23 protein-coding genes are annotated in these 24,728 nt (G+C 40.3%); 9 read left to right on the forward strand and 14 right to left on the reverse strand.

Going from position 1 to position 24,728, the window contains the following annotated elements; all coding sequences use genetic code 11:
• Window positions 1–74: 74 nt before the first annotated feature.
• The 5 genes from ABMY35_RS08955 to ABMY35_RS08975 all read right to left on the reverse strand — a co-directional run bounded on the left by ABMY35_RS08955 (window position 75) and on the right by ABMY35_RS08975 (window position 3,095).
• Window positions 75–506: a YtoQ family protein gene (locus ABMY35_RS08955; protein ID WP_349285894.1), complete on the reverse strand. Its 432-nt coding sequence runs from the start codon at window positions 504–506 to the stop codon at window positions 75–77.
• Complete coding sequence (locus ABMY35_RS08960) at window positions 503–772, reverse strand: DUF2798 domain-containing protein (protein ID WP_349285895.1); 270 nt, start codon at window positions 770–772, stop codon at window positions 503–505. Before ABMY35_RS08960 ends, ABMY35_RS08955 begins: the two co-directional genes overlap by 4 nt.
• A gap of 249 nt (window positions 773–1,021) precedes the next feature.
• Window positions 1,022–1,732, reverse strand: a complete 711-nt coding sequence (locus tag ABMY35_RS08965) for a cytochrome c biogenesis protein CcdA (RefSeq protein ID WP_349285896.1) — start codon at window positions 1,730–1,732, stop codon at window positions 1,022–1,024.
• A 2-nt stretch (window positions 1,733–1,734) separates the two neighbouring features.
• Window positions 1,735–2,118 (reverse strand): thioredoxin family protein, encoded by a 384-nt coding sequence (locus ABMY35_RS08970; protein ID WP_349285897.1) that lies wholly within the window; start codon window positions 2,116–2,118, stop codon window positions 1,735–1,737.
• A gap of 143 nt (window positions 2,119–2,261) precedes the next feature.
• Entirely contained in the window at window positions 2,262–3,095 is an 834-nt protein-coding gene (locus ABMY35_RS08975) for a DUF6279 family lipoprotein (protein ID WP_349285898.1), read from the reverse strand.
• A 242-nt stretch (window positions 3,096–3,337) separates the two neighbouring features.
• On the opposite strand from ABMY35_RS08975, the gene ABMY35_RS08980 reads away from it, so the two are divergent.
• Window positions 3,338–3,748, forward strand: a complete 411-nt coding sequence (locus ABMY35_RS08980; protein ID WP_349285899.1) for a hypothetical protein — start codon at window positions 3,338–3,340, stop codon at window positions 3,746–3,748.
• 3 nt (window positions 3,749–3,751) lie between these two features.
• Here the strand turns inward: ABMY35_RS08980 and ABMY35_RS08985 are convergent, their stop codons facing one another.
• A complete protein-coding gene (locus ABMY35_RS08985) occupies window positions 3,752–4,489 on the reverse strand; it encodes a transporter substrate-binding domain-containing protein (RefSeq protein WP_349285900.1) in 738 nt (245 codons plus the stop codon).
• Between the two features lie 112 nt (window positions 4,490–4,601).
• Between ABMY35_RS08985 and ABMY35_RS08990 the strand changes: the two genes are divergently transcribed.
• A complete protein-coding gene (locus tag ABMY35_RS08990) occupies window positions 4,602–6,986 on the forward strand; it encodes an EAL domain-containing protein (protein WP_349285901.1) in 2,385 nt (794 codons plus the stop codon).
• A 54-nt stretch (window positions 6,987–7,040) separates the two neighbouring features.
• Here ABMY35_RS08990 and ABMY35_RS08995 read toward each other — a convergent pair whose 3' ends face one another.
• Window positions 7,041–7,247 carry a cold-shock protein gene (locus ABMY35_RS08995; protein WP_058029451.1) on the reverse strand — a complete coding sequence of 69 codons (207 nt, stop codon included), beginning with the start codon at window positions 7,245–7,247 and terminating at the stop codon, window positions 7,041–7,043.
• Window positions 7,248–7,534: 287 nt separating this feature from the next.
• Between ABMY35_RS08995 and ABMY35_RS09000 the strand changes: the two genes are divergently transcribed.
• On the forward strand, window positions 7,535–9,682 hold the full coding sequence (locus tag ABMY35_RS09000) for an exonuclease domain-containing protein (RefSeq protein WP_349285902.1): 2,148 nt from the start codon (window positions 7,535–7,537) through the stop codon (window positions 9,680–9,682).
• 89 nt (window positions 9,683–9,771) lie between these two features.
• Here ABMY35_RS09000 and ABMY35_RS09005 read toward each other — a convergent pair whose 3' ends face one another.
• Window positions 9,772–10,107: a nuclear transport factor 2 family protein gene (locus ABMY35_RS09005; protein ID WP_349286122.1), complete on the reverse strand. Its 336-nt coding sequence runs from the start codon at window positions 10,105–10,107 to the stop codon at window positions 9,772–9,774.
• Between the two features lie 147 nt (window positions 10,108–10,254).
• On the opposite strand from ABMY35_RS09005, the gene ABMY35_RS09010 reads away from it, so the two are divergent.
• Window positions 10,255–11,139, forward strand: a complete 885-nt coding sequence (locus ABMY35_RS09010; protein WP_349285903.1) for a LysR substrate-binding domain-containing protein — start codon at window positions 10,255–10,257, stop codon at window positions 11,137–11,139.
• Here the strand turns inward: ABMY35_RS09010 and ABMY35_RS09015 are convergent.
• Together ABMY35_RS09015 and ABMY35_RS09020 are read right to left on the reverse strand one after the other, a co-directional pair.
• On the reverse strand, window positions 11,136–11,630 hold the full coding sequence (locus ABMY35_RS09015; RefSeq protein ID WP_349285904.1) for a tyrosine-protein phosphatase: 495 nt from the start codon (window positions 11,628–11,630) through the stop codon (window positions 11,136–11,138). The genes ABMY35_RS09010 and ABMY35_RS09015 overlap by 4 nt on opposite strands.
• 18 nt (window positions 11,631–11,648) lie before the next feature.
• Window positions 11,649–11,999: a metalloregulator ArsR/SmtB family transcription factor gene (locus tag ABMY35_RS09020; protein WP_349285905.1), complete on the reverse strand. Its 351-nt coding sequence runs from the start codon at window positions 11,997–11,999 to the stop codon at window positions 11,649–11,651.
• A 221-nt stretch (window positions 12,000–12,220) separates the two neighbouring features.
• Between ABMY35_RS09020 and ABMY35_RS09025 the strand changes: the two genes are divergently transcribed.
• Genes ABMY35_RS09025 through ABMY35_RS09040 form a run of 4 tightly spaced genes read left to right on the forward strand, consistent with a single transcriptional unit; the run spans window position 12,221 to window position 18,974 of the window.
• On the forward strand, window positions 12,221–13,396 hold the full coding sequence (locus tag ABMY35_RS09025) for an efflux RND transporter periplasmic adaptor subunit (protein ID WP_349285906.1): 1,176 nt from the start codon (window positions 12,221–12,223) through the stop codon (window positions 13,394–13,396).
• An 8-nt stretch (window positions 13,397–13,404) separates the two neighbouring features.
• A complete protein-coding gene (locus ABMY35_RS09030) occupies window positions 13,405–16,533 on the forward strand; it encodes a multidrug efflux RND transporter permease subunit (RefSeq protein WP_349285907.1) in 3,129 nt (1,042 codons plus the stop codon).
• Window position 16,534: 1 nt separating this feature from the next.
• Window positions 16,535–17,953, forward strand: coding sequence for a TolC family protein (locus ABMY35_RS09035; protein WP_349285908.1), 1,419 nt, complete (start codon window positions 16,535–16,537; stop codon window positions 17,951–17,953).
• 13 nt (window positions 17,954–17,966) lie between these two features.
• Window positions 17,967–18,974, forward strand: a complete 1,008-nt coding sequence (locus ABMY35_RS09040; protein ID WP_349285909.1) for a zinc-binding dehydrogenase — start codon at window positions 17,967–17,969, stop codon at window positions 18,972–18,974.
• Between the two features lie 13 nt (window positions 18,975–18,987).
• Here the strand turns inward: ABMY35_RS09040 and ABMY35_RS09045 are convergent, their stop codons facing one another.
• On the reverse strand, window positions 18,988–19,860 hold the full coding sequence (locus tag ABMY35_RS09045; protein ID WP_349285910.1) for a LysR family transcriptional regulator: 873 nt from the start codon (window positions 19,858–19,860) through the stop codon (window positions 18,988–18,990).
• 100 nt (window positions 19,861–19,960) lie between these two features.
• Between ABMY35_RS09045 and ABMY35_RS09050 the strand changes: the two genes are divergently transcribed.
• On the forward strand, window positions 19,961–20,938 hold the full coding sequence (locus ABMY35_RS09050) for an aldo/keto reductase (protein ID WP_349285911.1): 978 nt from the start codon (window positions 19,961–19,963) through the stop codon (window positions 20,936–20,938).
• 76 nt (window positions 20,939–21,014) lie between these two features.
• Here the strand turns inward: ABMY35_RS09050 and ABMY35_RS09055 are convergent, their stop codons facing one another.
• From ABMY35_RS09055 to betA, 3 genes are all read right to left on the reverse strand, one after another.
• The gene (locus ABMY35_RS09055) at window positions 21,015–21,713 is read right to left on the reverse strand and encodes a TorF family putative porin (RefSeq protein ID WP_349285912.1); all 699 of its coding nucleotides are present in this window, start codon (window positions 21,711–21,713) and stop codon (window positions 21,015–21,017) included.
• 2 nt (window positions 21,714–21,715) lie between these two features.
• Window positions 21,716–22,933, reverse strand: coding sequence for a BCCT family transporter (locus ABMY35_RS09060; protein WP_349285913.1), 1,218 nt, complete (start codon window positions 22,931–22,933; stop codon window positions 21,716–21,718).
• Between the two features lie 137 nt (window positions 22,934–23,070).
• Window positions 23,071–24,720 (reverse strand): choline dehydrogenase, encoded by a 1,650-nt coding sequence (gene betA / locus ABMY35_RS09065; protein WP_349285914.1) that lies wholly within the window; start codon window positions 24,718–24,720, stop codon window positions 23,071–23,073.
• Between the last annotated feature and the right edge of the window lie 8 nt (window positions 24,721–24,728).

Raw genomic sequence — 24,728 nt, forward strand, 5'->3', positions numbered from 1 at the left:
AGAAATAATACGTATTATAAATTTATGTTTTGCGCGGCATAAACCGCGCGATTGCCAAGATGGTTTAATAATCTTTAAGCCAAAGTATATTCAATTAATTGAACAACTTGATCTGTTGTGGTCGCCCAGGCATGTGCAGAGCCATCCACTTCTTTGAGAGGGTGAATAATAGACTCGTCGTGTAAAGTAATATAAGGCTTTGCTAGTGCAGCACAGAAACCGGCATCAAATGCGGCATTCCATTGTTTATAGTTATTGCCAAAGCGGATCACCGCAAGGTCACAGCTTTTAATGGCATTTTGAATTCTTATGGCATTAACTTTAGCTGATTTGTGATCACGCCAAAACTGGTTTTCTTCTTCTCCCAAGCAATCGCCCGCTGCGTCACTACTCTCATGGTCAGTATTTGCTGAAATAAATGTCACCGGTAAGTTTTTCGCTTTACAGCCAGTAATAATTTGGTCGCGCCAATCAGTGTGAATTTCGCCAGATAAGTAAATTTTCATGATTGCTCCTCATGTGGTGTCGATTGAATAATAACTAAGCTTACCAGTTTGTTGACGATGGGGGCGACAAGATTAATGGCTGGAAACGCCACAACAAACGTAAAAGACCATGTTTTTAACCAAATAAACAGGACATTTTCAATAAAACCAACATTAAAAAGTGTAATGACAAAAGACACAATGCATGACATTAATAATGCAATAAAAAATGAGAAAACGAGTTTTTGATAATTAACCTGAACTATGGCTAATAAATTTATCTTCAACGGCCACTTTTAACGCTAACTACGTTGAATTCACTTACAATAGGCTTGCTATTGACGCGCAAATTCGCCTTGTTATCCCTAAAAGTTTCCGGCTGAAGACTACAACAGTATGTTTCACCTAATAAAAATGTATTTGTAAACTTCTGAACCAAAGTTCAGGTTATCTAAATAGATCATAAATATGCTACCTTTGACGAAAGAAAAAGAAAGCCAAATTTGATTGGCTTTCTTTAATTGAGTATGGATTATCTAAACACCAGTCACCCAAGAAGGTAAATAATTAAGTGCGATTGTTTCAAGTGTTTTATCAAATCCGGTTATGACCATAATAGCCAAAATGAGTAACAGAATTCCTAACAGCTTTTTTAGTTTCTCAACATTACTGAATACGTTCGGTCGAAATTTCTGTAAAACGCTGGTCGAGATAATACTGGTAATGATTAAAGCGCTGCCAGTGCCTAAGCCAAATAGAAATAGCACAGAGCTTGCCATCAGTAAGTCTTGACCTAGTGATGCTAGAGCAATGGCAGCGCCAAGTGTTGGCCCAACGCATGGCAGCCACACTAAACCAAGCATCATGCCAATCATAAATTGATTTAAAACACCGTCTTGCTCACTCTGTTGTGTTCGTTGCTCTGGTGTCAGTTTTGTTAATACCAATGATAGCCAACTCGCGACTTTAGGGAGCAGCAAACTGAGGCCCATAAGTACTAACATAGTTGCCCCAAACCAACGTAAAACTTCTGGCGATAGGCCAAGGCTAAATAAAATAAAGGTTAACACACCACCTGCAAGTGCAAATGCCACGCTTAAACCTAATGCCAATGCAAGTTGACCTGTTTTACCGCTATTTGATGATGAAGCCATCACAATGGGAACAAGAGGCCATACGCATGGTGAGAGTATGCTTAGCACACCAGCCATTAATGCTAATGGCAGAGAGACAAATTCAATACCCATGATTAAAACTTAAATGCGCTATTTAGTTTTTCTTCAATAACATTGAAACGGGTTTCAGCAACCGAATACCAAAACTGCTTGTCACCTTTGTATAAAAGCAACGTTGATTGCCTTGGGGCTCTAAATTTCTTTACCCACTGCTTATCGTTGTCATAATCAACAACAAGTACATGAAACGGTTTATCTGGGTTTTGCTCATGGTATTGTTGGAAAAGCTTTTGTTGCTTCTTACAAGTCGGGCACCAAGGGGCGTATACATCAATCATGATGACTGCATTTTGTGCTTGTAGTTCTGAAAACAATGCTTCACTAAAAGGTTGTTTTTCAAATGCAGAGGCAGAAAATGCCATAAATAAGCTAATAAAACAGGTGAAAATATGCTTCATGTTACTCTCTCTAAAAGACTGATTAATTGCTCTAGTAGAGAGAGTAAGTGCGTTTTTAATTTCAATAAAACATAAAAATAATTTTTAAACTAGGTTTAGTTATAAAAATCAACAAACAATTTAAGACTGACTAAAAGGCAAAGTTATTGTGATAACTCTGAAATATCATCAATTAAATCATCAATTTCGCTTAAGAGGTGCTGCTTTTGTTTGTCGGTTAAACTTAGAAAAACCCCATATAAAAAATCTTGGTAGCTTTGACGGTTTTGGTTGTTCAATTTGTTTAGCTCGTCGCTTCGAAATCTTTCGGGGCTTAGTAACAGCGATTTAAGCTTGTCTTGATCTTTACTCTCAGAAACAATATTTAATAACACTGTTTTGAGAGAGGCTTGATAACGTGCTCGATAATTTGACCACAAATGAGATGTAGGCGATTGAGCAAGGTAAAGTGATTTGACCATTTTGTGTTGAGATGAGGTGATGTCACCCAACCAATTTTCTAGTGAATTCTCTGTGCGAGTAAACCAGCGTTTTTGGCGTTTTTCATCACTGAGTTTTGCTCGCTTCTCTTGTTTTTCTTTTTCTTGCTCTGCGAGTTCTTCGAACAGGTTATTTACTTGTTTTTTAGTTAAATTAGGTGCTAAAGCGACTAGGTCGGGTACAATTTCTGCACGTACAGTATGCCAATGCGCAACGGCTTTATCGTTATGATAAGCAATACGCGCTGGGGTGATGTTTCCTTGTTCGATATCTGTTTTGATTTGTTTTAAATGGGCGATATAAGCAGGCAATTCGTTGCTTCTGTGCCAATCAAGCCAAGTTTTTAGGTGCTCATCGAGTAGATCTTCTTGGGCATCGTTTAATGACACATAATCGTCAACATACCAATAAGCTAACCAGTCCGCATTCTTATAAGCAAACTTAGTCGAGCAGCCTGTTAATAGTATGAATAATAAGAGTAAGTAATGCTTTTTCATAAGTTTTCCTTTCTGAGCTTACGTAAATCTACGTTGTTAATTTTGTTTTAGATTATTAACAAGCTTGTGTTGCCATGACTGTATCAGTCGAGGTTTTACTAAACATACTTATTTATTATTTAATGCTCAGACTTCGTGCCGCGAAATTTGTTCACTTTTTTGACCATAAATTGATAAAGTTCAACAAACTCGTGGCTAGCTTGGTTATAATGCCGTCAGTTATTAAGGTTTATTTTCGTGATATGGCAATTTCTTCTAAACGTGGACATGGGCGTTTTTCTACAACGCTTTTAGAAAATAATATTATCAGTGCAAAGCTAATTGGCAGCTTCAATGAAAGGGGCTGTTTTAATTATACCGAATCGGTAAAACACATAGTTAATGCATTAAATGGTGAGCCTTTTGCAATGCTGATTGATGATCTAGAACTTGAAGGTGGCACGCCTGAGGCGTATCAAACTTTGCAAGCCTATAATGTTTGGCTCAATACTCAGCCTATTATTGCTAAAGCATTTATCGTCAATGACAGAATGACGAAACATATCATACTGCAGCGTTCACCTGCTTTGCTCGAGCAAAAGATTGCTTTTTTCGAAACTCATGAGGAGGCTGAATCTTGGTTATCTCTGCAGCTATATCAAAAGTGCAGTTAAGTACTATTCTATTAAATAACCATACCTAGCATAAATGGATTTAATTTTTCCGGAGCTCTTTAACTGGCGCAAAGCATGGTTCAGAATCGGGATTAAATGCGCGTGTTGTGGGTGTACCCTCATGGCTACAGGGTATTCTGAAATTTCAAAAACCTTTTTAAAATCCCGATATCTTTCAATATTAGCGATATAATATGCGGCAGTAGCCTCGCCGATTAAAATATATTTGAACCTATTTTTGAAAAGTTGCTCAACTAGCATTTTTTCTGATTTATTGTCTACAGCAATTAATTTATTTTGCCCAAAGTACCTATCAAACACGCCATAGCTATACCCTCTGACTTTACCTATGACTTGTCCATATAATTCAGAGATATGCTTAATTTCTCGAGCTTGATTAGAAACGATGATTTCTTTGGAGGTAGCATAACTTATAGAATATAACCCTTGAATATGTTCGTTCTTTCTCCATATTGGGCTAATGCCGGGCTCAATGTCGACTTTTCCTTGTTCAAAATAGAGTTTTCCTCTTGCTACAGAGAGGGGGACGAACTCAAATTCTAGATTAGTTAAAATACTTATTTCACGAAAAATATCAATGAAAATACCTTCTTGGTTCTGTGCTTTTACAAAACTATATGGTGGGTTTGCTTGGTGATACAAAATAACGGAATAAGACCTAGGGGGCGCAGCTTGCACGAACTTGTAAACGAAAATAAGAAGTATAAGTAGCGCTTTCATAGTTGCTCTATATTAAAGCCTTTATTTTATTTTAGTACTAGAAATAAATTTTTACAGGGAACTGATTAATACTGACTATACTTATTTGAAGTCTTGGTTATGAGCGAAAGATATGTCAGATAGCAAAAAAAAAGTTTTGGCTGGCATTTTTATGTTTATTGGCTTTTTAGCTTTGGTAGCAGCTTTTGCGAATACGGTCAGTAAAATCAATGAGGCTACTGACAACCTTTATCAACACCCTTTTATAGTGTCAAATAGTGTTCAAAAGATTAAAACCAATCTACTACAAAGCCAAGTGCTTTTTCATTCGATAGTTGAGTCAGATTTTTATAATGAAAACTTTTCTGTTAATCAGTTAAAGGTCAGGATACAAACTTACAATGCACGAATAGAGGAGGACTTTTCTCAAGTAGAAAAGTATTACCTGGGTAATCCTAATAGTGTTAAATCTATACAACTCAATTTAGAAAAGCTTAATAAAAAATATAATAATTTCTATAACGCCATTGCAATAGAGCATAAAAAAGAGCCTTACGACTTACTTATTGCACAAATAGACCCTCTCTTTTTAATGATGCTTGATGATTTAGAGCAGTTACATGTATTTGCTCAGAATAAAGCGATAGAGTTCAAAAATGCTGCCCACCAAGACTACTTCGAGTCAATTGCCATCTTAGTTTTTATTATTATTTATGTATGTTTACTCGTTGCATATATTTACTTTTTAAATATTTCTCATGTTAAAAGAGCACTTAAGAGCCTTGAACTTCATTACAAGTGGCGTAAGAACATACTCAATTCAACACCTGATGCAATATTGATCATCTCTGAAAACGGAAAAATAATTGACTGTAATGAGCAAGCTACTCTGTTATTTGGATATACATCAGATGAACTAAAGCAGTTAGAAGTTGAAGCGCTCATTCCTCAAAAGCTCAGAAGGATTCATAAAGAACATAGAAAAGTACATTTAAAGTCTTCATTTATAAGGCCTATGAGTAATCTAGATGGGCTAAAAGTTTTGTTAAGAACAGGAAAGGAATTAGATGTCGCAATCAGCTTAAATGAAACTGAAATTAATAATAAAAAGGTTTATATCTCTGCGATACGTGATATTACTCGAGAAGTAAAAATAAGAGATGAGATTGAGTACCAAACCAATTTTGATGTGTTAACTGGGCTTGCTAATCGAAATATGTGCGAGAAACGGTTTGAACAGTTAGTTTCAAAAGGTAACGATCAGAACAGTAACCTAGATATCGCTTTGTTTTTCATTGATCTTGATGACTTTAAAAAGGTTAATGATACTTTAGGGCATGACACTGGAGATAAATTGCTTTGTCAAGTTGCAGAGAGGCTGAGTGGTACCGCAGAAAAGCATGGTCTTGTTGGTCGACTAGGGGGAGATGAGTTTATTCTCATTTTAGAGGTTGATAATGATGAAGATAGTGTTAAAAATTTAGCATTTGAAATAGTTAGCGATTTTAAGCGAACATTCTTCATAGATGCGAGTACTTTAAAAATCTCCTGCTCTATTGGTGTTGCCCTGTATCCATGTGATGGAAAGACATATTCTGAGATCCTCAGAAAAGCGGATGCGGCTATGTATCATGCTAAGTCGTTAGGCAAAAACCAGTTTACCTATTATTTTGATTCTCTAACGGTTGGCTTATCAAAATACTTCAAAATAGAAGAAGCCTTTCTTACTGCAAATATAGAGCAAGAGTTTTATATGGTTTTTCAACCGCAAATTGACTTCAGTAATAATGAAGTTATCGGTGCAGAGGCGCTTATTCGTTGGGAAAAAAGAGCGAATGAATTAATACCACCTCAAGAATTTATACCTGTAGCTGAAAATAATGGAAAAATCTTAGAGTTGGGTGAGTTTATTATTCGCGAGTCGTTAAATTTTGCTTTGATGGCTATTAATTTAACTGGAAATAAAAATTTTAAAATATCTATCAATGTATCACCTAAGCAATTGATGGATCACTCTTTACTTGAAAAGCTTATTGAGCATATTGATGATAGAGGATTATCAGCGAGTAATTTAGCGCTTGAGATTACCGAAGGGGTTTTACTTGATAGCTCTTCAAGTACGATTGAAATATTAGAAAAAATTGCTAATGCAAATATTATTCTATCCATGGATGACTTTGGAACAGGTTACTCTTCACTCAGCTACTTAAGAAAGTTTCCGTTTAAGCACGTTAAATTAGATAAGTCTTTTATTGATGACTTGGCAGTTAGTGATAACGCCGAAGCTTTAATCCGATCTTCTATCATGATGGCCCATGCCCTTGATTTAAAAGTAGTCGCAGAAGGTGTAGAAACTAAAGAGCAGTCAGATATATTGGCGTCATTTGGTTGTGATTATGCTCAAGGTTATTATTACAGTAAACCATTGAAAAAAAATGAGTTTAAAACACTTATCCGTGATGCAGATAAATATATATCCAAGATTGAAGATGCAAAAAATAAAAGGCAAAGAAATTAAGGCACAAAAAAAGCAGACACTGTCTGCTTTTTTAAGAGTAATTTAATTAAAAAATTAAAGTACTACGATGTTTTCAGCTTGAGGACCTTTTTGACCTTGAGTTACAGTGAACTCAACTTTTTGGCCTTCAACTAGAGTTTTGAAACCATCGCCAGAAATTGCACTGAAGTGAGCAAATACGTCTGCGCCAGACTCTTGAGCGATGAAACCAAAACCTTTAGATTCGTTGAACCACTTAACTGTACCAGTTACTTTAGACATAATCATATCCTAAAAAAAATATTGTAAAAATGTGCCCGAAGGCGGTATTGCTTGGAAAATAAAACTTGAACTTAAAGCTTCAGGACGAGTATTACGAGTAGTACAACGAAATGTAGATTTTAAATTTAGACTTTCTTTCTAGCTGATGCGCACTTTATAGGCAATGGTTGAGTAAGTCCAGTGATTTCTTAAAAATTTTTCTTGAGTGAATGGTAACTAGACAGTAACTGGACAGCTCAAAACATCTGAAATATGATAACTGTATTGATATACAGTTGTTGTTTGTTATGAAAGCCCTACCTGAAAAGTATTACTTGTCACATTTCAATGAATTAATGAACTTCTTGCGCTCGACAAGTATGCATCTATTCACTGATAAACAACGGCAGCAATTAGAAAAGTTGTCTGTATTAAATGAATCAGCGCTGTGTTTGTTATTGCGTATCGTAAATAGAAAAAGTGAGTTTGTTTTTAAAGATCACTTAAACTATGACGAAATAACAGATGTTGAGCGGGCTCTCAGTGAGCTACTTGACGCTGAGCTAGTTAAGTTTGCAACTCATAAACCACCTCATGATTTAATTAAAGAGCTGAAAAAGCAAGATCTTCAGCAAGTATGTATTAATTCAAATCTCGAAAATACGCCCGTTAAATCAGCTAAAAAACAAGCTTGGCTAGAGGCGGTCTTGCAGCAAGTGCAGCATATAAATGTGCAGCAGTGCTCGGTGTTTAATCGTTATGTATATTCTGATTTTAAGCCGACTTTTGAGCTTTGCTTATTTGTTTATTTTGGCAAATTAGGCGGCACACTTTCGCAGTTTTCCATGCGTGATCTCGGTGTTTTAAATGTACATGAAAAAGTGAATACTCAAATAAACGCTCATTTTGACGAGCAAGAAGAAACGCAAACCGCTTTTTATTTTTCTAAATTACTTCAATCTTTAAAAACATTGAGTGATGATGAAAAACTGACATTGGCACACACCCTTGCAAGTTCTGATGTTCTTCAACCAACAGGTTTTCAAGCCGAATCTAAATACAACACGCTGACTTATAAACTCGCTGTGTTTTGTCTGCCTGAGCATACTCAGCTTGCCACACAGCTAATGATGCTTAGCGGTCATGTCAGTGCGCAAGAAAAGTTAGTAAGAACTTTATATGCTCAAGGTGACATAGAGGCTTGTAAGCAAAAGCTTGACGATATTATCGAACACTCAGCGGATGAGGGCTTATTAATTTTTGCCGAGGACTTTTCAAGAAGAAAGTTTGGCGCTGAGCGCACTTCAATTTTAACAAATATGCTCAGAAGTGCAGGGGAGGCAATTCCGTTAGATGAAGCATTTGTTGGCTCGCCAGAGCAGGGGCTGATAGATAACTTTGCCCGCCAAGGGATCACCGCGATTCACTGCGAGAATGCTATCTGGCGTGCACTATTTTGTTTAACATTTTGGGCCGAGCTATATGAACATGAACTCAGTGGATTAGGTAATGAATTTTCTCGACTACCTAAACCCATAAAAGAAAATATTTTTTACGACATATTTGAAGCAAATATTGAAAAGCGTTTAGCTAGTTTTTCGAGTAATCATGACTTATACACTTGGTTGCTAAAACAAACTACAGCCCATTATGGCAAGCCTAACGGCTTTATTGCTTGGTATGAGAGTCTGTTTGATGAGCTTTCATTATTAATAAAGCATGCACCCATTGAGGCGCTTTGTGCGCATCTTCGAGCCATGGCGAAAAATTATAAAGGGCTAAAGGACGGCTACCCAGATCTTATTTGTGTTAAGAATACAGAGCTTTTTTGTGTCGAAGTCAAAGCACCGGGTGACAGTTTAAGACGCAATCAACTGGTGACTATGAACCAGTTATTAAAAGCAGGCTTTGATGTCTCAATTAAAAAAGTCGAATGGCAAATTGATCCCGCTCAGCCTTATGTGATTATTGACGTAGAAACCACAGGAGGTAAAAAAGAATACGAGCGCATTACCGAAGTGGCGATGGTTAAAGTCATTGGTGAAGAGATTGTTGAACATTGGAGTTCATTAGTTAATCCGAACAAGCACATTCCAAAATACATTACTGAATTAACAGGCATTGATAATCAAATGGTTCGCGATGCGCCTGAGTTTGTTGATATTGCTGAACATATAGAATCATTTACAAGGGGGTGTATATTTGTTGCCCATAACGTGAATTTTGACATGGGGTTTATTCGTGCTGAGTTTGCACGCTGTGGCATGTATTATAAACGGGCTAAGTTATGTACCGTGTCACTCGGCCGCAAGTTTATTCCGGGGCATAAATCATATTCTTTGGGCAATATTTGCAGAGATTTAGGTATTAGCCTTGTCGGTCACCACCGCGCGTTAAATGATGCGATGGCGACCGCTGAGTTGTTTATTAAGATTAATAAGTCTCGTATAACTTAACGACTTTTAATGTATAGAGTACATTCGCATTTTAAATGTCAGCTAGACGCCAAGTCTCATCTAGCTGAATATATTTTGTATTTTTAGACTTAGCGTTCACCCATAACTTCGAATTCATCTTCAATAAGACGCGCTTTGTTATCTGCTTCAATACGCCATAGTTCACGATGCACAACACCAAATGCTTTATTCATGGTCCATTTTGAAGTCAAAATGAAGCTCGTATCATCAAATTTGCGCCACTCTACATTAGTATATTCAACATCTCTGAAGCCTTGATCAATAATGCCTTGCCAAAATGACTCTATCATTTGCTTGCCTTCAAAGGTGCCAAATGGTCGCGCTTGCATAACAGCATTATCATTATATTGCTCAGCACAGCCTTTAGCGTCTTGGTTGTTGAAGGCTTTTTGCCATGTTGCGATCCCTTCTTTGCATGCCTCTAGTACTTATTGCTCGGTCATTTCTAGTCTCTCTTTTACATCAATATTTGTGAGGCTAGATTAACGAACTGAAAAGTTTTGAAAAACAGATATAATAGAAAAAACTGTTTTCCTATACAGAACAATAAAATGAAACGTTTAAAACAAATGATGATTTTTGCCGCGATAGTTGAAGCTGGATCTATCTCTGCAGCAGGTGAGCAGCTATCGCTCTCAAAGTCAGTGATCAGCCAAAACTTAAAAGACCTTGAGCATGCACTTGGGGTTATTTTGTTAAAGCGTACAACGCGAAAGTTGTCTCTCACAGATGCGGGAAATCGGTTTTATTTTCAATGCAAAGAGATAAACCTGATTGCCAGTAATGCGTGGGAACAGGCTCAAACTTTTCTAAATGAACCTAAAGGGCGAGTAAGGATCACAGCGCCAAACGCCTTGATGGAAACTCTAGTGACGCCAGTGATTGCTGAGCTGATAAAGCGCTACCCAGACCTGAAACCTGAATTGGTTAATGCCGATGAGCAGTTAGACTTTATGGAGCATGATATTGATTTGGCCATTAGAGTTGGCCGGTCTTCTGACAGCAGTTTAACGCAAAAGCGCATTGGCTCATTCAAAGATGTACTTTGTGGTATGCCAGAGTTTGCTGGTCAGCAATTAGGCTCGTTACCCTATATTGCCAATGTGTGGCAAGGTAAAAAGATTTCGCACACCTTTGTGAAAGAGAATAAAGAAGTGCAGCAATTCTCTACAGAGGCACAATGTATAACGAACTCGTTTTACTCATGTATATCATTGCTTAAAGCGGGTGCGGGCATTGGAGTTGTGCCTGATTTTTATTTGTCTAAATTTGCCGATGAGCTGGTGGCTGTAAATTCTGAATTAATACTGCCTAGTAACCCTGTTTTCGCAATGCATCCTTATGGCAAAAATCAACCATTGAATGTCAGAGTGTGTACTGAAGCGATAACAGAGCAACTAACAAAAATTAGTTGCTCAAAGTACCCATTAATTTAAACTTGATAAAGTTCATAGAATGATACTTGATCAGGCTTACTGAGCGCCTTAGGGCGCATTGCTTGTACTTTTTCTTTCGCTTCAGCTTTACTGTAGCCCAGCTCAACGAGCAATATGGCAATCATTAAGCCTGTGCGACCAGAGCCGCCTTTACAATGTACTGCGACAGTTGCCGATGTATTCAGTAAAGTCAGCAGCGCTGATTTTTGCTTATGCCAAGCATCAAAAAATCGTTCATCAGGTCCTTTATCATCAGAAATAGGTAATTGAAACCAAGTGATGTCTTGGTTAGCACAGACTTCCCCGAGCGTTGAGGCACTATTTTCAGCAAGCTCTTCATCAGACATTAGCGTCACAATGGCACTGGCACCAGCCGCTTTTAATTGCGTTACAGAGTCGACCAAGCTAGCGTCTTTTATTCCTGGGCAAGGCGTGAACAAAAAACTAATGTTATTTTTTACAGTTAATTTATCAAATGGATGTAAAGACATAATCTTTCCTATCTAGAGTTATGGACAACAAGCTGAAATACGAGCTGGTCTGTCACCCATTTCATTTAAGCGCGCCAAATCATTAGCTAAAAAGTCAGGGTTATTCTCCGTAGTGCTGCTCAGTACAGTTTTAGCCCACTCAGGAAGTTCGCTATTTATGCTGTAAAAGACCCATTGACCCTGACGCTTGTCGGTCAGTAAACCGCATTTTCTGAGCTGAGCTAAGTGACGCGATATTTTGGGCTGGCTTTCTTCAAGTGCTGCCATTAATTCACATACACACAGCTCTTGTTCTTTCTCTATGAGCAGCAAGCTTTTCAAGCGAGTTTCATCTGCAAGACATTTATAAAATTGTACAGGTTCCATCATGTTTCCAAGTATTCAAGCCGATTGGTATGAGTTTCAACCAATATATGGAAAATCATATGTTTTAGCTTTTAGTTGATCAAGTATTTATAAAATTATGTGTTAAAAATAAGGTGACTAAAATTATTGGTGCCATATTGGCACTAATGTTTTTAAGAATTGCGTATTTTTCTGCACAGATATTCTCCGTACGATCACATTAGTCACTTTTATCGGAGAATGTCATGAACAAACTTAGCTATACACTTAGCGCAGTTGCTTTAGCCTTAGTGCTGAGTGGCTGTGGTCAATCGAATGCACAACAAGGCCAACAACCGCCGCCATTAACTATTGATGTGGCTAACGTTCAATTAGAAGAAGTTCAGTCTTGGCATACGTTCACGACTCGCTTAGAAGCACCTGAACGTGTTGTTCTTAAACCACGCGTATCTGGTCAACTTAAAAGCATGGCATTCAAAGAAGGTGAGCGAGTAGAAAAGGGTCAATTACTTTTTAGCATTGACCCTCGTCCATTTGCAACTCAGGTTGAAAGCTTGAAAGCACAACTTGTAAGTGCAGAAGCAGCATTAAGCCAAGCGCAAGGCGAGGCAGAACGTGCACAACGTTTGGTTGCTAAAAATGCCATGTCGACAGAGCAAGCAGATCAACGTGACGTGACTTTACGCCGTGCCATTGCAAACAAGAATGCCATTGCTGCTCAGCTTGAAAAAGCGCAATTAGACCTAGAGTTTAGCCAAGTAACAGCGCCAATTAGCGGTGTTATTTCTCGTGCGGATGTCACGCAAGGTAACTATGTGAGTGCCGGTGATACAGCCCTTACAACCATTGTTTCTGATGATTTGGTATATGCGTATTTTGATGTAGACGAACGCACATGGAGCAAGCAGTTTGCTGGCATGAATGCAGATACTGGCGTGATGGTGCAGTTACAACGTATTAATAGCCAACAGCCAATTGCAGGTAAAGTCGACTTTATTGATAACGAAATCAACCCAACAACTGGTACGTTGCGTGTTCGTGCAGTTTTTGACGCGCAAGCGCATAACTTAAAGCCGGGTGCCTTTGCACGTATTTCAATGGCTGCACAAACGCCAAAAGCCTTGGCAATTGTACCGGAGCGCGCAATTGGTACTGATCTCAAAAACCGCTTTGTTTTAACTGTGGATGAAAATAACACCTTGCAATATCGCTTGGTTGAGCTTGGTGAGCGCTACGGGGCGTACCGTGCCATCAAAAGCGGTTTAGTCCGTGGCGACCGTATTGCAGTAAATGGTCCAGCACGCGTTGGTCCGGGTATGCCAATTACACCGAAGAAGGTGGCATTTAATTTTGAGAATACTCAGTTTGTTCTTAAGTCTGCAAATACCTCAAGTGATTTATTAGTTAGCGCAGCTAAGTAGAGAGTATTATGAACTTTTCACACTTTTTTATCTCAAGGCCCATATTCGCGGCCATGCTCTCTCTGATCTTCGTGATCACTGGAGCAATTTCATTGTTTCAGCTACCAGTAAGTGAGTATCCGGCAGTGGTACCACCTACGGTTGTGGTAAACGCAACGTATCCGGGTGCCAACCCAAAAGTTATCTCACAAACAGTTGCAACGCCTCTTGAGCAAGAGTTAAATGGCTTAGAGAATATGCTTTATCACTCGTCTCAAGCTACCAGTGATGGCCGTTTGACGTTAACTGTGACATTTGCACTGGGGACTGATCTTGACCAAGCGCAAGTACAAGTGCAAAACCGAGTGAATAACGCCTTGCCCCGTTTACCACAAGAAGTACAACGCTTAGGTGTAACGGCACAAAAGTCGTCACCAAACTTGGCGATGGTGGTGCACTTGGTTTCACCTGATGGCACTCAAGATACCGCTTATATGGCGAACTACGCTGATATTTATATCAAAGATGAGCTTAAGCGTTTACCGGGTGTGGGTGACTTACAGCTATTTGGTGGCTCAAAATATTCAATGCGTGTGTGGTTAAATCCAGATGCATTAGCGGCTCGTAATCTCACAGCGACAGATGTAATGGGCGCTTTGCGCACGCAAAACCAACAAGTGGCAGCGGGTTCTTTAGGTGCACAACCTTCGCCTGAAGAAAGCCAGTTTCAAATTCTGTTAAACGTTAAAGGGCGTTTAGAAAGCATCGAAGAGTTTGAGCAAGTCATTATCAAAGTGGGTGAAAACGGTCAGCTTACGCGTCTTAAAGACATTGCTAAAATTGAGTTGGGTCAAGAGAACTACGCACTGCGTGCCATGCTAGATAACCAGCCAGCACTCGCTATGCCGGTATTCCAGCGCCCTGGCTCAAACGCAATTCAGCTGTCAGATGACGTTCGTGAAACTATGGCGCGTTTGCAGCAAGATTTCCCAGCAGGCATGACGTATGAAATTGCTTATGATCCAACGGTTTTCGTACGCGGCTCAATCGATGCCGTGATTGCAACCCTAGCTGAAGCGATTCTATTGGTTGTTGTGGTCGTGGTGCTGTTCTTGCAAACTTGGCGCGCCTCTATTATTCCTTTAATTGCTGTGCCAGTTTCACTGGTGGGTACTTTTGCCATCATGCAATTACTAGGCGTGTCTATTAATACCTTGTCGCTGTTCGGTCTTGTGTTGGCAATCGGTATTGTTGTGGATGATGCCATTGTAGTTGTTGAAAACGTTGAGCGTAATATTGCCGATGGTCATAGCCCATTTGAAGCAACTAAAATCGCTATGAGCGAAGTAACAGGGCCAATTATTGCGATTGCGTTTGTACTGTGTGCGGTTTTCATCCCTACTGCGTTTATTACCGGTCTTTCAGGACAGTTTTATAAGCAGTTTGCATTAACCATTACTATCTCAACACTTATTTCAGCGTTTAACTCATTAACTTTATCACCTGCATTGTCGGCAATTTTATTAAAGCCACATGATGCACCACAAGATAAGCTTACAAAACTACTGAACGCGTTATTCGGTACTTGGTTATTCAAACCATTCAATCGCTTATTTGATAAAGGCGCACAAGGATATGAAAAAGTCGTGAAAAAGCTGATCCGTATGAGTGTGGTTGTCGGTGTAGTGTATCTTGCTCTAGTTGGCTCAACTATAGGCTTATTTAACTCTGTTCCGGGTGGCTTTATTCCTCAGCAAGACAAGCAATATTTAGTTGCAGTGGCACAACTGCCAGATGCGGCAAGTCTTGATAGAACTGAAGAAGTAATTAAGCAAATGCAAGAGATTGCGCTTGAAGTACCGGGCGTTGCGCATACGGTTGCTTTCCCTGGTTTATCGGTAAATGGCTTCACCAATAGTACCAATAGCGGCATTGTGTTCACGCCACTGGATGATTTTAGCGAACGTAATGACCCTAGCTTGTCAGCCTTTGCCATTGCAATGCAATTAAACCAACGTTTTGCTGCCATTGATGAAGCGTTTGTGGCTGTATTCCCACCACCGCCAATTCTGGGGTTAGGCACAACGGGTGGCTTTAAACTTCAAATTGAAGATAGAAGTAACCAAGGGTTTGAAGCGCTGTTTGCTGCACTGCAAGCAACCATTGGCGCTGCACAAAAAGACCACGCACTCATGGGTTTATATTCAAGCTTTAGAATTCAAGTACCGCAAATGGACATTAACATTGACCGTGAACAAGCACTAATTCAAGGCATTCCGTTAGACGAAGTATTCAACGCACTACAAGTTTATTTAGGTTCTGCATACGTGAATGACTTCAATATGTTTGGCCGTACTTATCAAGTAAAAGCGCAAGCTGAAGCGAAGTTTAGGTCGAAGAAAGAGCAAATCAACAACTTAAAAGTGCGCAATGCTGCAGGCCTCATGGTTCCTCTAGGTTCTGTTGTGACTGTAGAAGAAACCACAGGTCCTGATCGTGTGATGCACTATAACGGTTATGTTACCGCTGAACTGAACGGCAGCCCTGCACCGGGTTATAGCTCAGACCAAGCGCAACAAGCCATTGAAGCGGTCCTGACCAAAACACTGCCAGAAGGGATCACCTATGAGTGGACTGAGGTGACGTATCAACAGATCTTAGCGGGTAATACCATGGTGTATGTATTCCCACTGGTGGTTGTATTGGTCTTCATGGTATTGGCAGCGCAATATGAAAGCTTACGCTTACCATTGTCGATTATTTTAATTGTACCAATGACGATTTTCTCAGCGCTGGCAGGTGTTTACATGCTCGGTGGCGATAATAATATCTTTACGCAAATTGCTTTGATTGTACTGGTTGCGCTGGCTTCCAAGAATGCAATCTTAATGGTCGAATTTGCCAGAGATAAGCACTTACAAGGTGCAACGCATCTAGAGGCGATTATTGAAGCGTGTCGTTTACGTCTTCGTCCAATACTGATGACATCGATTGCCTTTACGGCTGGTGTAGCCCCTCTGGTACTGGCGTCAGGTGCAGGGGCTGAAATGCGTCAAGCAATGGGTAATGCCGTATTCTTCGGCATGATTGGTGTAACGGTATTTGGCTTGTTATTCACGCCAGTATTCTATCGTCTAGTAACGGCTAAGGAGCAATAAAATGCGCGTATTTAAAATGACGTTATCGGGCATTGCTCTGGCTGTGTTGGCAGGATGTGCAAGTGCCCCAAATATTGACCAAGCACAGCACACGTCGCAAACCTTCAGCAATGCGTTAAGCACACATGTGTTGTTATCTGAAGTGGCGAAACAAAGCGAACAAAACTGGTGGCAGCAACTGAACATCGCTGAGTTAGACCAACTTGTGGTTGATGTATTGGACAAAAACCAAAACTTAAAAGCATCGTCGGCGCGTTTGCGCGCCGCCCTTGCTGGGTTATCAGAGCAGCAACGCGCAAACCTGCCGCAAGGTGGCTTAGCGGTATCTGGTAACCGTTCTAATACGCCTAGTAGTTTAAATCCAAACGCAGATGTTGTGAGTACAGCCGCCGCGGGTGGTAACGTGAATTGGAAACTGGACTTATCGGGTCGCATTGCTGCACTTACTTCAGCGGCAGAAGCGGTTGCAGTTGATAGCCAAGCGCAATATCAGCAGTTACTGACTGAGCTAGTTAGCACGTCTGTTCGTAGCTTTTTACAATGGCAGAACTTACAACAGCAACATGCATTAACCCTTAATCAATTAAAAGCACTCGAAGACTCGATGGAGATCATTCAAGTGCGTATTGAAGAGGGCATAGCGACTGAGCTTGAGTTAAACAGAACACGTGTGCAGTACTTTGAGCTTAAGCAACGATTACCTCAAATTGGTGTTGAGCTTGCCCAAGTTGAGCAAATTCTAAGTGCATTAACCGATAAACGTGCCGATGAACTTAGTTTCACTGTGTTGAGTCAAACAGACTACGATGCGCTTAATTTAACAGTGAATGTGCACTCGGCAGATGATGCGCTCATGCAGCGCGGTGATATTCGTTCAGCGATGGCCAAGGTACATCAACAAGGTTATTTGGCACAAAGTGCAGAGCGTGCGCTTTATCCTGATATTAGCTTATCGGCCTTTGCTGGCGTGTTAAATATATCGGGTATGAACTTCAATAATACCCAATCGAATTGGCAAGTTGCGCCAAGCATCAATTGGTCTTTATTCAGTTACCCGCAGTTATTGGCTCAACTTGACGCTCAAACTGCATTATCAGAAGCAAGCTATCGTAGTTATAAGCAAACTTTGACCGATGCATTGTCGCAAACTGAGCTGTCTTTACGTGCTTTACAACATGCTCAGCAGCAGTTTGCACTCTCTACGCAAACTGTAAAAGCCGCGCGAGCTGCTTATCAACAAGCTGAAGCGGGATATCAAGAAGGGCAATTAGCCTACCTTGATTTACTTGCAGCAAGACAAGACGTGCTCAGTGCTGAGCGCAGCCAAGTGTTGATCCGTAACCAATGGTTAAGTGCTTCTGTTGCAGCATATAGCCAATTGAGCGGTGGCTGGTCATCACAATTAATTTCTAATCTCTAACAGAGGAGGCCTCATGTACAAGGATAACAACAAAATGAATGCATTGGAGTTACGCCAACATGGGGCTGACTTCGATTTGGAAATGACACAACTCGATTTGCCTATTCCTAGAGGCAATGAGCTATTGATAAAAGTAGAGTATGTCGCGTTAAATCATTTAGATGCCAGCTTTGCTGTAAAAGGCTTTAGCCAGTGGCAATATCCGCATATTTTGGGCTCGGATGCTGTTGGTACGGTTGTTGACGCACCAAAAGGGGTGTTTCCGGCTAAAGGCGCACGGGTTTTATTTCATGCGAACCTTGCAGAGCAAGGCATGCTAAAGCAATTTACTGTTATGCCAAATCATGCGGTTTCTGAGTTACCAGAGCAAATCGAAAGCGAATTAGCTGTAGCATTGCCAAACTCGGGAATGGCAGCATTACTTGCTCTTGAAAAAATTAAGCTGCAAGAAGGGGATACACTCGCAATCAACAGTGCACAAGGTGCAGTGGCTCATTTTGCGATTCAGTATGCAAAAAAACAGGGAGCACAAGTATTTGCGTTTGCTCAAAAGCCACATCATAAACGTTTGAAAAAACTGGGTGCTGACTTTGTGTTTGATTGTAGTAAAAAAGACGATGCAATCTGTGCGCAAATAAAGCACGAAATTGGCCCTGACGGCTTTGATTGTGTGATCAATACTATTGGCAAAGAAAGCGTCGTTCAAGATATTCAAAAACTAAGGTTTTGTGGGCGTATAGCTTGTCTAAATGGGTTTTCTGCGATCCCCGAAGAGTTACTATTCGAAAAAGCACCTAATATTGGTGTGGTGTCGATTGCAGGTGCTTGGTTGGCAAATAGTTTATGCGCACAGCAGCATTTATGTTTTATGGGCGAAACGCTTTTAAAGGATATTGAAAGTGGTGCCATACAAGCACCAGAAATAGATTTGATAGAGTTTAACTCCGAAAAAGTCAAAGAGGCGTTACAGTGCCTTTTGAACCAAACCTGTATCAAGCGACCGGTTGTAAAAATTACTTAATGTTACTAAAAGCTTATTGAAAATAAGCTTTTACAAAGTCGATAAATACTCTTAGTTTGTAAGGCGGGTAAATGAGCTGATGGTAGAGCATATAAAGCCCGCCACTGTTTTTTATTTTCTCTTGTTGTAACACTTCAACGAGCTGACCTGAATCTAGCTCATCTTTAACGAAATAATTCGCGATCCTGAAAAGCCCACCGCCTTGTTGAGCTGAGCGCTTTAACATGTGATTGTCGTTACTAGATAGCCAACCATTGATGTTTACTTGCTGGGAAGCAAAAGGCCAGATGGTTTGCTCAGTCACTGTCAGGCAATGGTGGTTTTCTAAATCAACAAGCGAGTCTATTGGGCCACTTGATTTCAGATATCTCGGTGAGGCAACAATGATATGCTCATAGTCGAACAGTTTATTGGCAACCATGTTATCTGGCGGTGATGAGGTGGCACGAAAAGCCAAATCAAAATCTTGTTGGTTTAAATTAAACGTTCGGTAACTTGAGTTAATTACAAACTCAATATTCGGGTGCAGTTGTTTAAATTTATGGCAAATGTCGAAGAGAAAGGTGCTCGCAAACATTTTTGGTGCAGTGAGTCTTATAGTCCCAACAACTTGTTGCGAGTCAGTGGTTTTTTCTATATCAAACAACTGGGTTCTTATTTGCAATGCTTGTTCATAAACGTGAACACCTTGAGCGGTAAGTTTGACACTACGCGTTGTTCTGATAACTAAAGGCGTTTTTAAATGGGTCTCAAGCTGTTTTATTTTTTCAGAAAGATAACCTTTAGAGATCCCTAACTGTTCAGCGGCTTTTGTAAAGCTAAGTTGTTCTGCTAGTGTTAAAAATAGCATCAGCAACTCAACACGTTTATGTTCATTTATAATCATTACTGTTTGCTATATAAAACAATGTTTTCTTAATTATACTCTTTTATTCATAACACAGAACAATAAACTAGTGAGACTAAAAACAAATTAAGGTGACTTGATGACGAAACAGACTTTACCACTTAAAAAATATTACCCTGATGTCAGTCGCATTGCCTACGGATGTATGGGTTTAGGCGGTGAGTGGGATAACTCTGCGATTGTAAATAAAGATATCTCGCAAGCTCACTCTGTGATTGAAGCGGCCATGGCTTATGGTATTAATTTCTTCGATCATGCTGATATCTATCGAAATGGTAAAGCTGAGCAGGTTTTTGGTGAAGTATTAAAGAAAAAGCCTGAACTGAGAGAAAACATGATACTGCAATCTAAATGCGGGATCCGTTTTAAAGAAGAGGTTTTACCTGGCCGCTATGATTTTTCTGAGAAGTGGATCAAACATTCAGTTGAAGGCAGTTTAAGACGTTTAAATACTGAGTACTTAGACATTTTAATGCTGCACAGACCAGATCCCTTAATGCAAATTGAAGAGTTGACTGAGACATTATTAGAATTAAAATCAGCAGGCAAGGTTAATCATTTTGCGGTTTCTAATATGAGTCATCACCAGATTTCATATATGCAGAAACTTCTTGAGCTGCCAATAATCGCAAACCAAATCGAGATGAGTTTAGGAAAGCTGGATTGGCTCAATGACGGTGTCATGGTGGGCAGTGCGGGCAACCATCAGGTGGACTTTGTGAGTGGTACTTTAGAATATTGTCAAAATGAGCGGATCCAACTCCAAGCTTGGGGATGTTTAGCTAAAGGTCGATTCTCAGAGCAAGGTTTGCAGTCAGAGTGTCATGTGACGAGACAAACTACCAAGCTCATTTTTGAATTGGCAGAAGCACACCATGCAACACCAGAAGCGATTCTACTGGCATTCCTATTAAAGCACCCGAGTAATATACAGCCTGTTATTGGCACAACTAATTTAGATAGAATAAAAGGTACGACTATGGCGCTCGATTTCGAGCTTACAAGAGATGAATGGTATAGCCTTTTCGTGAGCGCGAGAGGGCAAGTACTGCCTTAGAATGAAGAGGAATTAATAAGTGCTATTGGTTGTTAAAAAGGGTGACATAATGTCACCCTTTTAGTTTGAAACTCTCTTATAAAGAGAATGTTCTTGCTACTGACAGCACGATACGTTCATCGGCTGTATCCCAATCTAGGTTGGTGTTTTCAGCAGCCACTTCAATATTAAAACCTTCGTAGCTTGTCTGATAAGCTAGACGATAATGATGGTAAGACTTGTCAGTTGCTTGCCAGCTAAATTTATCACCATCTAATGAGTTTGAGATATCAAAGCTGGCTCTTAAATTGTGGTTTGGCGCAAGCTCAACGGTGTGTGCTACCATCGCAATAGTATGGCCTGCATCTGTTCCAAAATAATCCCAGCTATACCAGAAGTTAAACTCGGTATTACCTAGCTCATTGTTAAAACCGAACTTGGCGTATACTTCAGGGTAGTTACCGTCGCTAGAAGCGCTTTCACCATGATACGTGTAATAAGCGATACCATAATCAATGCTCCATTGGCTGTTTAATTCAGCGTAGCGGCCTACATAGAAATCCCACTCTAAGTTAGTGTCGGTACCAAAATCGACATTCGATGCCCAAGAGCCTGCATATACGCCATTATCGAATGCTTTATCAAGACTCGCTTGAATAGCTGGGCCATTATCAGTTTGGCTAACACCATTGAAAGTATAATCAGATGCGCCAGTAACGGTTGTACTCCAATCTGCCATTGCCAAATTTGAGCATAGCGCGAGAGAAATAAGAGATGTTTTAATCATTGTTGTCATAATTAGCTTACTGTTTCTATTTTTGTATAGTCGATTTCATTTTCTTTTGGTGAACCTTCAATATTGGCTACGGCTTTATATTTTTTCACTAAGATATAACCAAAACAGGCGAAGAAAATGCCGATCACAATGGCGCCAACCCATTGGATCTGTAAAAAGTTGAGTTTGAAAAGTAGGGTCAGTAGAGACAATACGCCAATGTTCAGCGCGATGTACTTTGCTTTACCTAATTTCTGTACTGTCATGCCCAAATTGTCGGTGTACAAACGCACAAGCGAGTCGAGAGAGTTGATCACAAAGACAATACCAACAAACACCATGGCAAAATTCACTAAGCCATTTGTGGCAATGCCAGCTTCATGGTAGTGATAAAGCACTGCAAACCAAGCCGCAATTGGAATTGATGGGAATATCAACATCGCAGCGAGTACTTGATAGGTCTTTAGTCCACCCACGAAACGTGAAGTAAATTGACCGATCATAATGCTCCAAGCAAACCACCAGAATAAGTAAAATTCATGGTAATCATTGATCGGTAAAACAAACTGATGCATGTTGGCAAAATAGTCGCCGATCAAAGCAAAGTTACTGAAGTAGCCCGAAATCACACTGTCACCAAATACGAAGGCATTGGCCCACATTAACCCAATTAAACCAATGAATACCCAAGTGGTAGTGATACTTAAAAAGCGCACATACTTAATGTCAGTACTTGAGTACACAGCAAACGCGATAGCTGCAAACACAATGAGGTAGAAAGTTGGAATGATTGACTCACCGTCTCCCATGCTCGGTAAGTACCATGGCAGGTTTGAAAGTAATAGGTATGCGGTAAACGCACAGGTGCCGATGATCACCACGTTATTAATAAGCTTTACTAGAGGGATCTCGAAGAACTTTACTTTAGGTTCAATTACACAGAAATAAAAGCAGGTAAGGAAGTAGAATCCCCAGATCAAGAAACCCCAAAAACCAAACTCGATAGCAAGTGGGTTTGTGAAGCCATATTCTGGGCTTGCGTTTATGTCTGCATAACCTGCAAACTCAGTGAGAGGAAACATCACTAAGCCAACATCTAGGCCTGAAGTAAACAAGATAGCAATAAAGGTAAAGGTTTTGACCGGTGTCACACCGACCACTTCGACGTTGCCCCATTTATAAATAATGAAAGCAATTGAAAGTAGGGTAAATAAAATGCCCGCACTAAGCCATAAGGTCATTGTCACCCTCCCAAAATAAGTAGAAATAACTCATATTTTCTCCCGTTATGATTGTTATATGTCGTTGCTCTCATTCAACCTAAACGGCTCACAGTGAGAACAAGGTGCAGCAATAAAGTGCACCTGTGTGATTCTTTTTATCTTTGCTTGTTACGCCAATCTTCATGTAAATGCACCTTGGCATTCATAGGTGCCAATGGTGCGTTACCTAAAATCATATCTGCGGCTTTTTCAGCGACCATGACAGTCGGTGCATTCAAGTTGCCATTCGGAATAGTTGGAAAAATAGAAGAGTCCACCACTCTCAGGCCTTGAATACCGTGAACTTGGGCTTGCGAGTTCACAACGGCCATATCATCTTCGCCCATCTTGCATGAACAAGAAGGGTGATAGGCGCTCTCAACAGCTTGTCGAACAAACTCATCAATCTGTTCATCAGTTTGAATATGTTCACCAGGTTGAATTTCGCCATCACGATAGTCATCAAAGGCAGGTTGAGAGATGATCTCTCGCGTGAGGCGCACACAGGCTCTAAAACCCTCAATGTCATCTTGGTGTTGCAAGTAATTAAATTGAATTTTCGGCGGCACCAGCGGGTCATTTGACTGAATGGTTACACTCCCTCGACTCTTAGGTTTGTTATGTCCAACATGTACTTGGAAACCATGGCCATCAAATGCAGACTTACCATCGTAACGGATCGCCGCTGGCAAAAAGTGATATTGAATATCAGGCCACTCAATACCGGCTTTTGAGCGAATAAAAGCACAAGACTCAAAATGGTTAGTGACGCCAAGACCTGATTTATTCAACACCCATTCAGTGCCGATCAAGCCCTTTGAAATCAAGCCAAGTTTACCGTTTAAAGTAATTGGCTTTTTACACTTGTATTGGAAGTAAAACTCAAGGTGATCTTGTAAGTTTTTACCGACTCCCGGCAACTCATGCTTAACTTCGATACCCGCATTTTCTAAGGCTTTGCGTTCACCGATACCAGATAATTGCAGAATATGAGGAGAGCCTATTGGGCCCGCACTTAAAATGACTTCTTTACTAGCATCCGCTTGGCATACTTTGCCATTAACACGATATTCAACGCCTGTGGCTTTTTTATCGATCAAACACACCTTACTGACAAGGGCACCTGTGACCACAGTTAAATTGTTGCGATGTTTAATTGGGTCTAAATACTCGCGAGAGGTTGAACTACGCACGCCGTCTTTTACTGTCATGTGCATAGGGCCAAAGCCTTCTTGCTGCTCACCGTTGTAGTCATTTGTCACTGGGTATCCGGCTTGAGCGCCCGCATCAATAAAGGTGCTATAAAGCGGGTTTTTCATTTCATTACCGTTGTTGACGCCCAGTTCACCTCTACCACCACGATAAGTGTTTTCGCCTTGATACCAGCTCTCAGCTTTTTTGAAATAGGGCAAGCAGGCTTGGTAATCCCAGCCTTGCGCGCCGTGCGCTTGCCATTCATCAAAATCTTTGGCGTGACCTCTAACGTACACCATGCCATTTATTGAGGACGACCCACCTAGCACTTTGCCACGTGGGCAGTGCATTTTGCGATTATCTAAATAAGGTTCTGCCTCAGTATGAAATTGCCATGCATACTTATCGGTATTCATCGGAATAGACAGCGCCGTAGGCATTTTGATAAAAATACTTTTATCAGAGCCACCAGTTTCTAGTAATAGCACCTTATTTTTTGCATCTGCTGAAAGGCGGTTTGCCAGTACACAGCCCGCAGAGCCTGCACCGACGATGATGAAATCGTACTGCATATTAGACT

Source organism: Pseudoalteromonas sp. BZB3, from assembly GCF_040104455.1.
Lineage (GTDB): Bacteria > Pseudomonadota > Gammaproteobacteria > Enterobacterales > Alteromonadaceae > Pseudoalteromonas.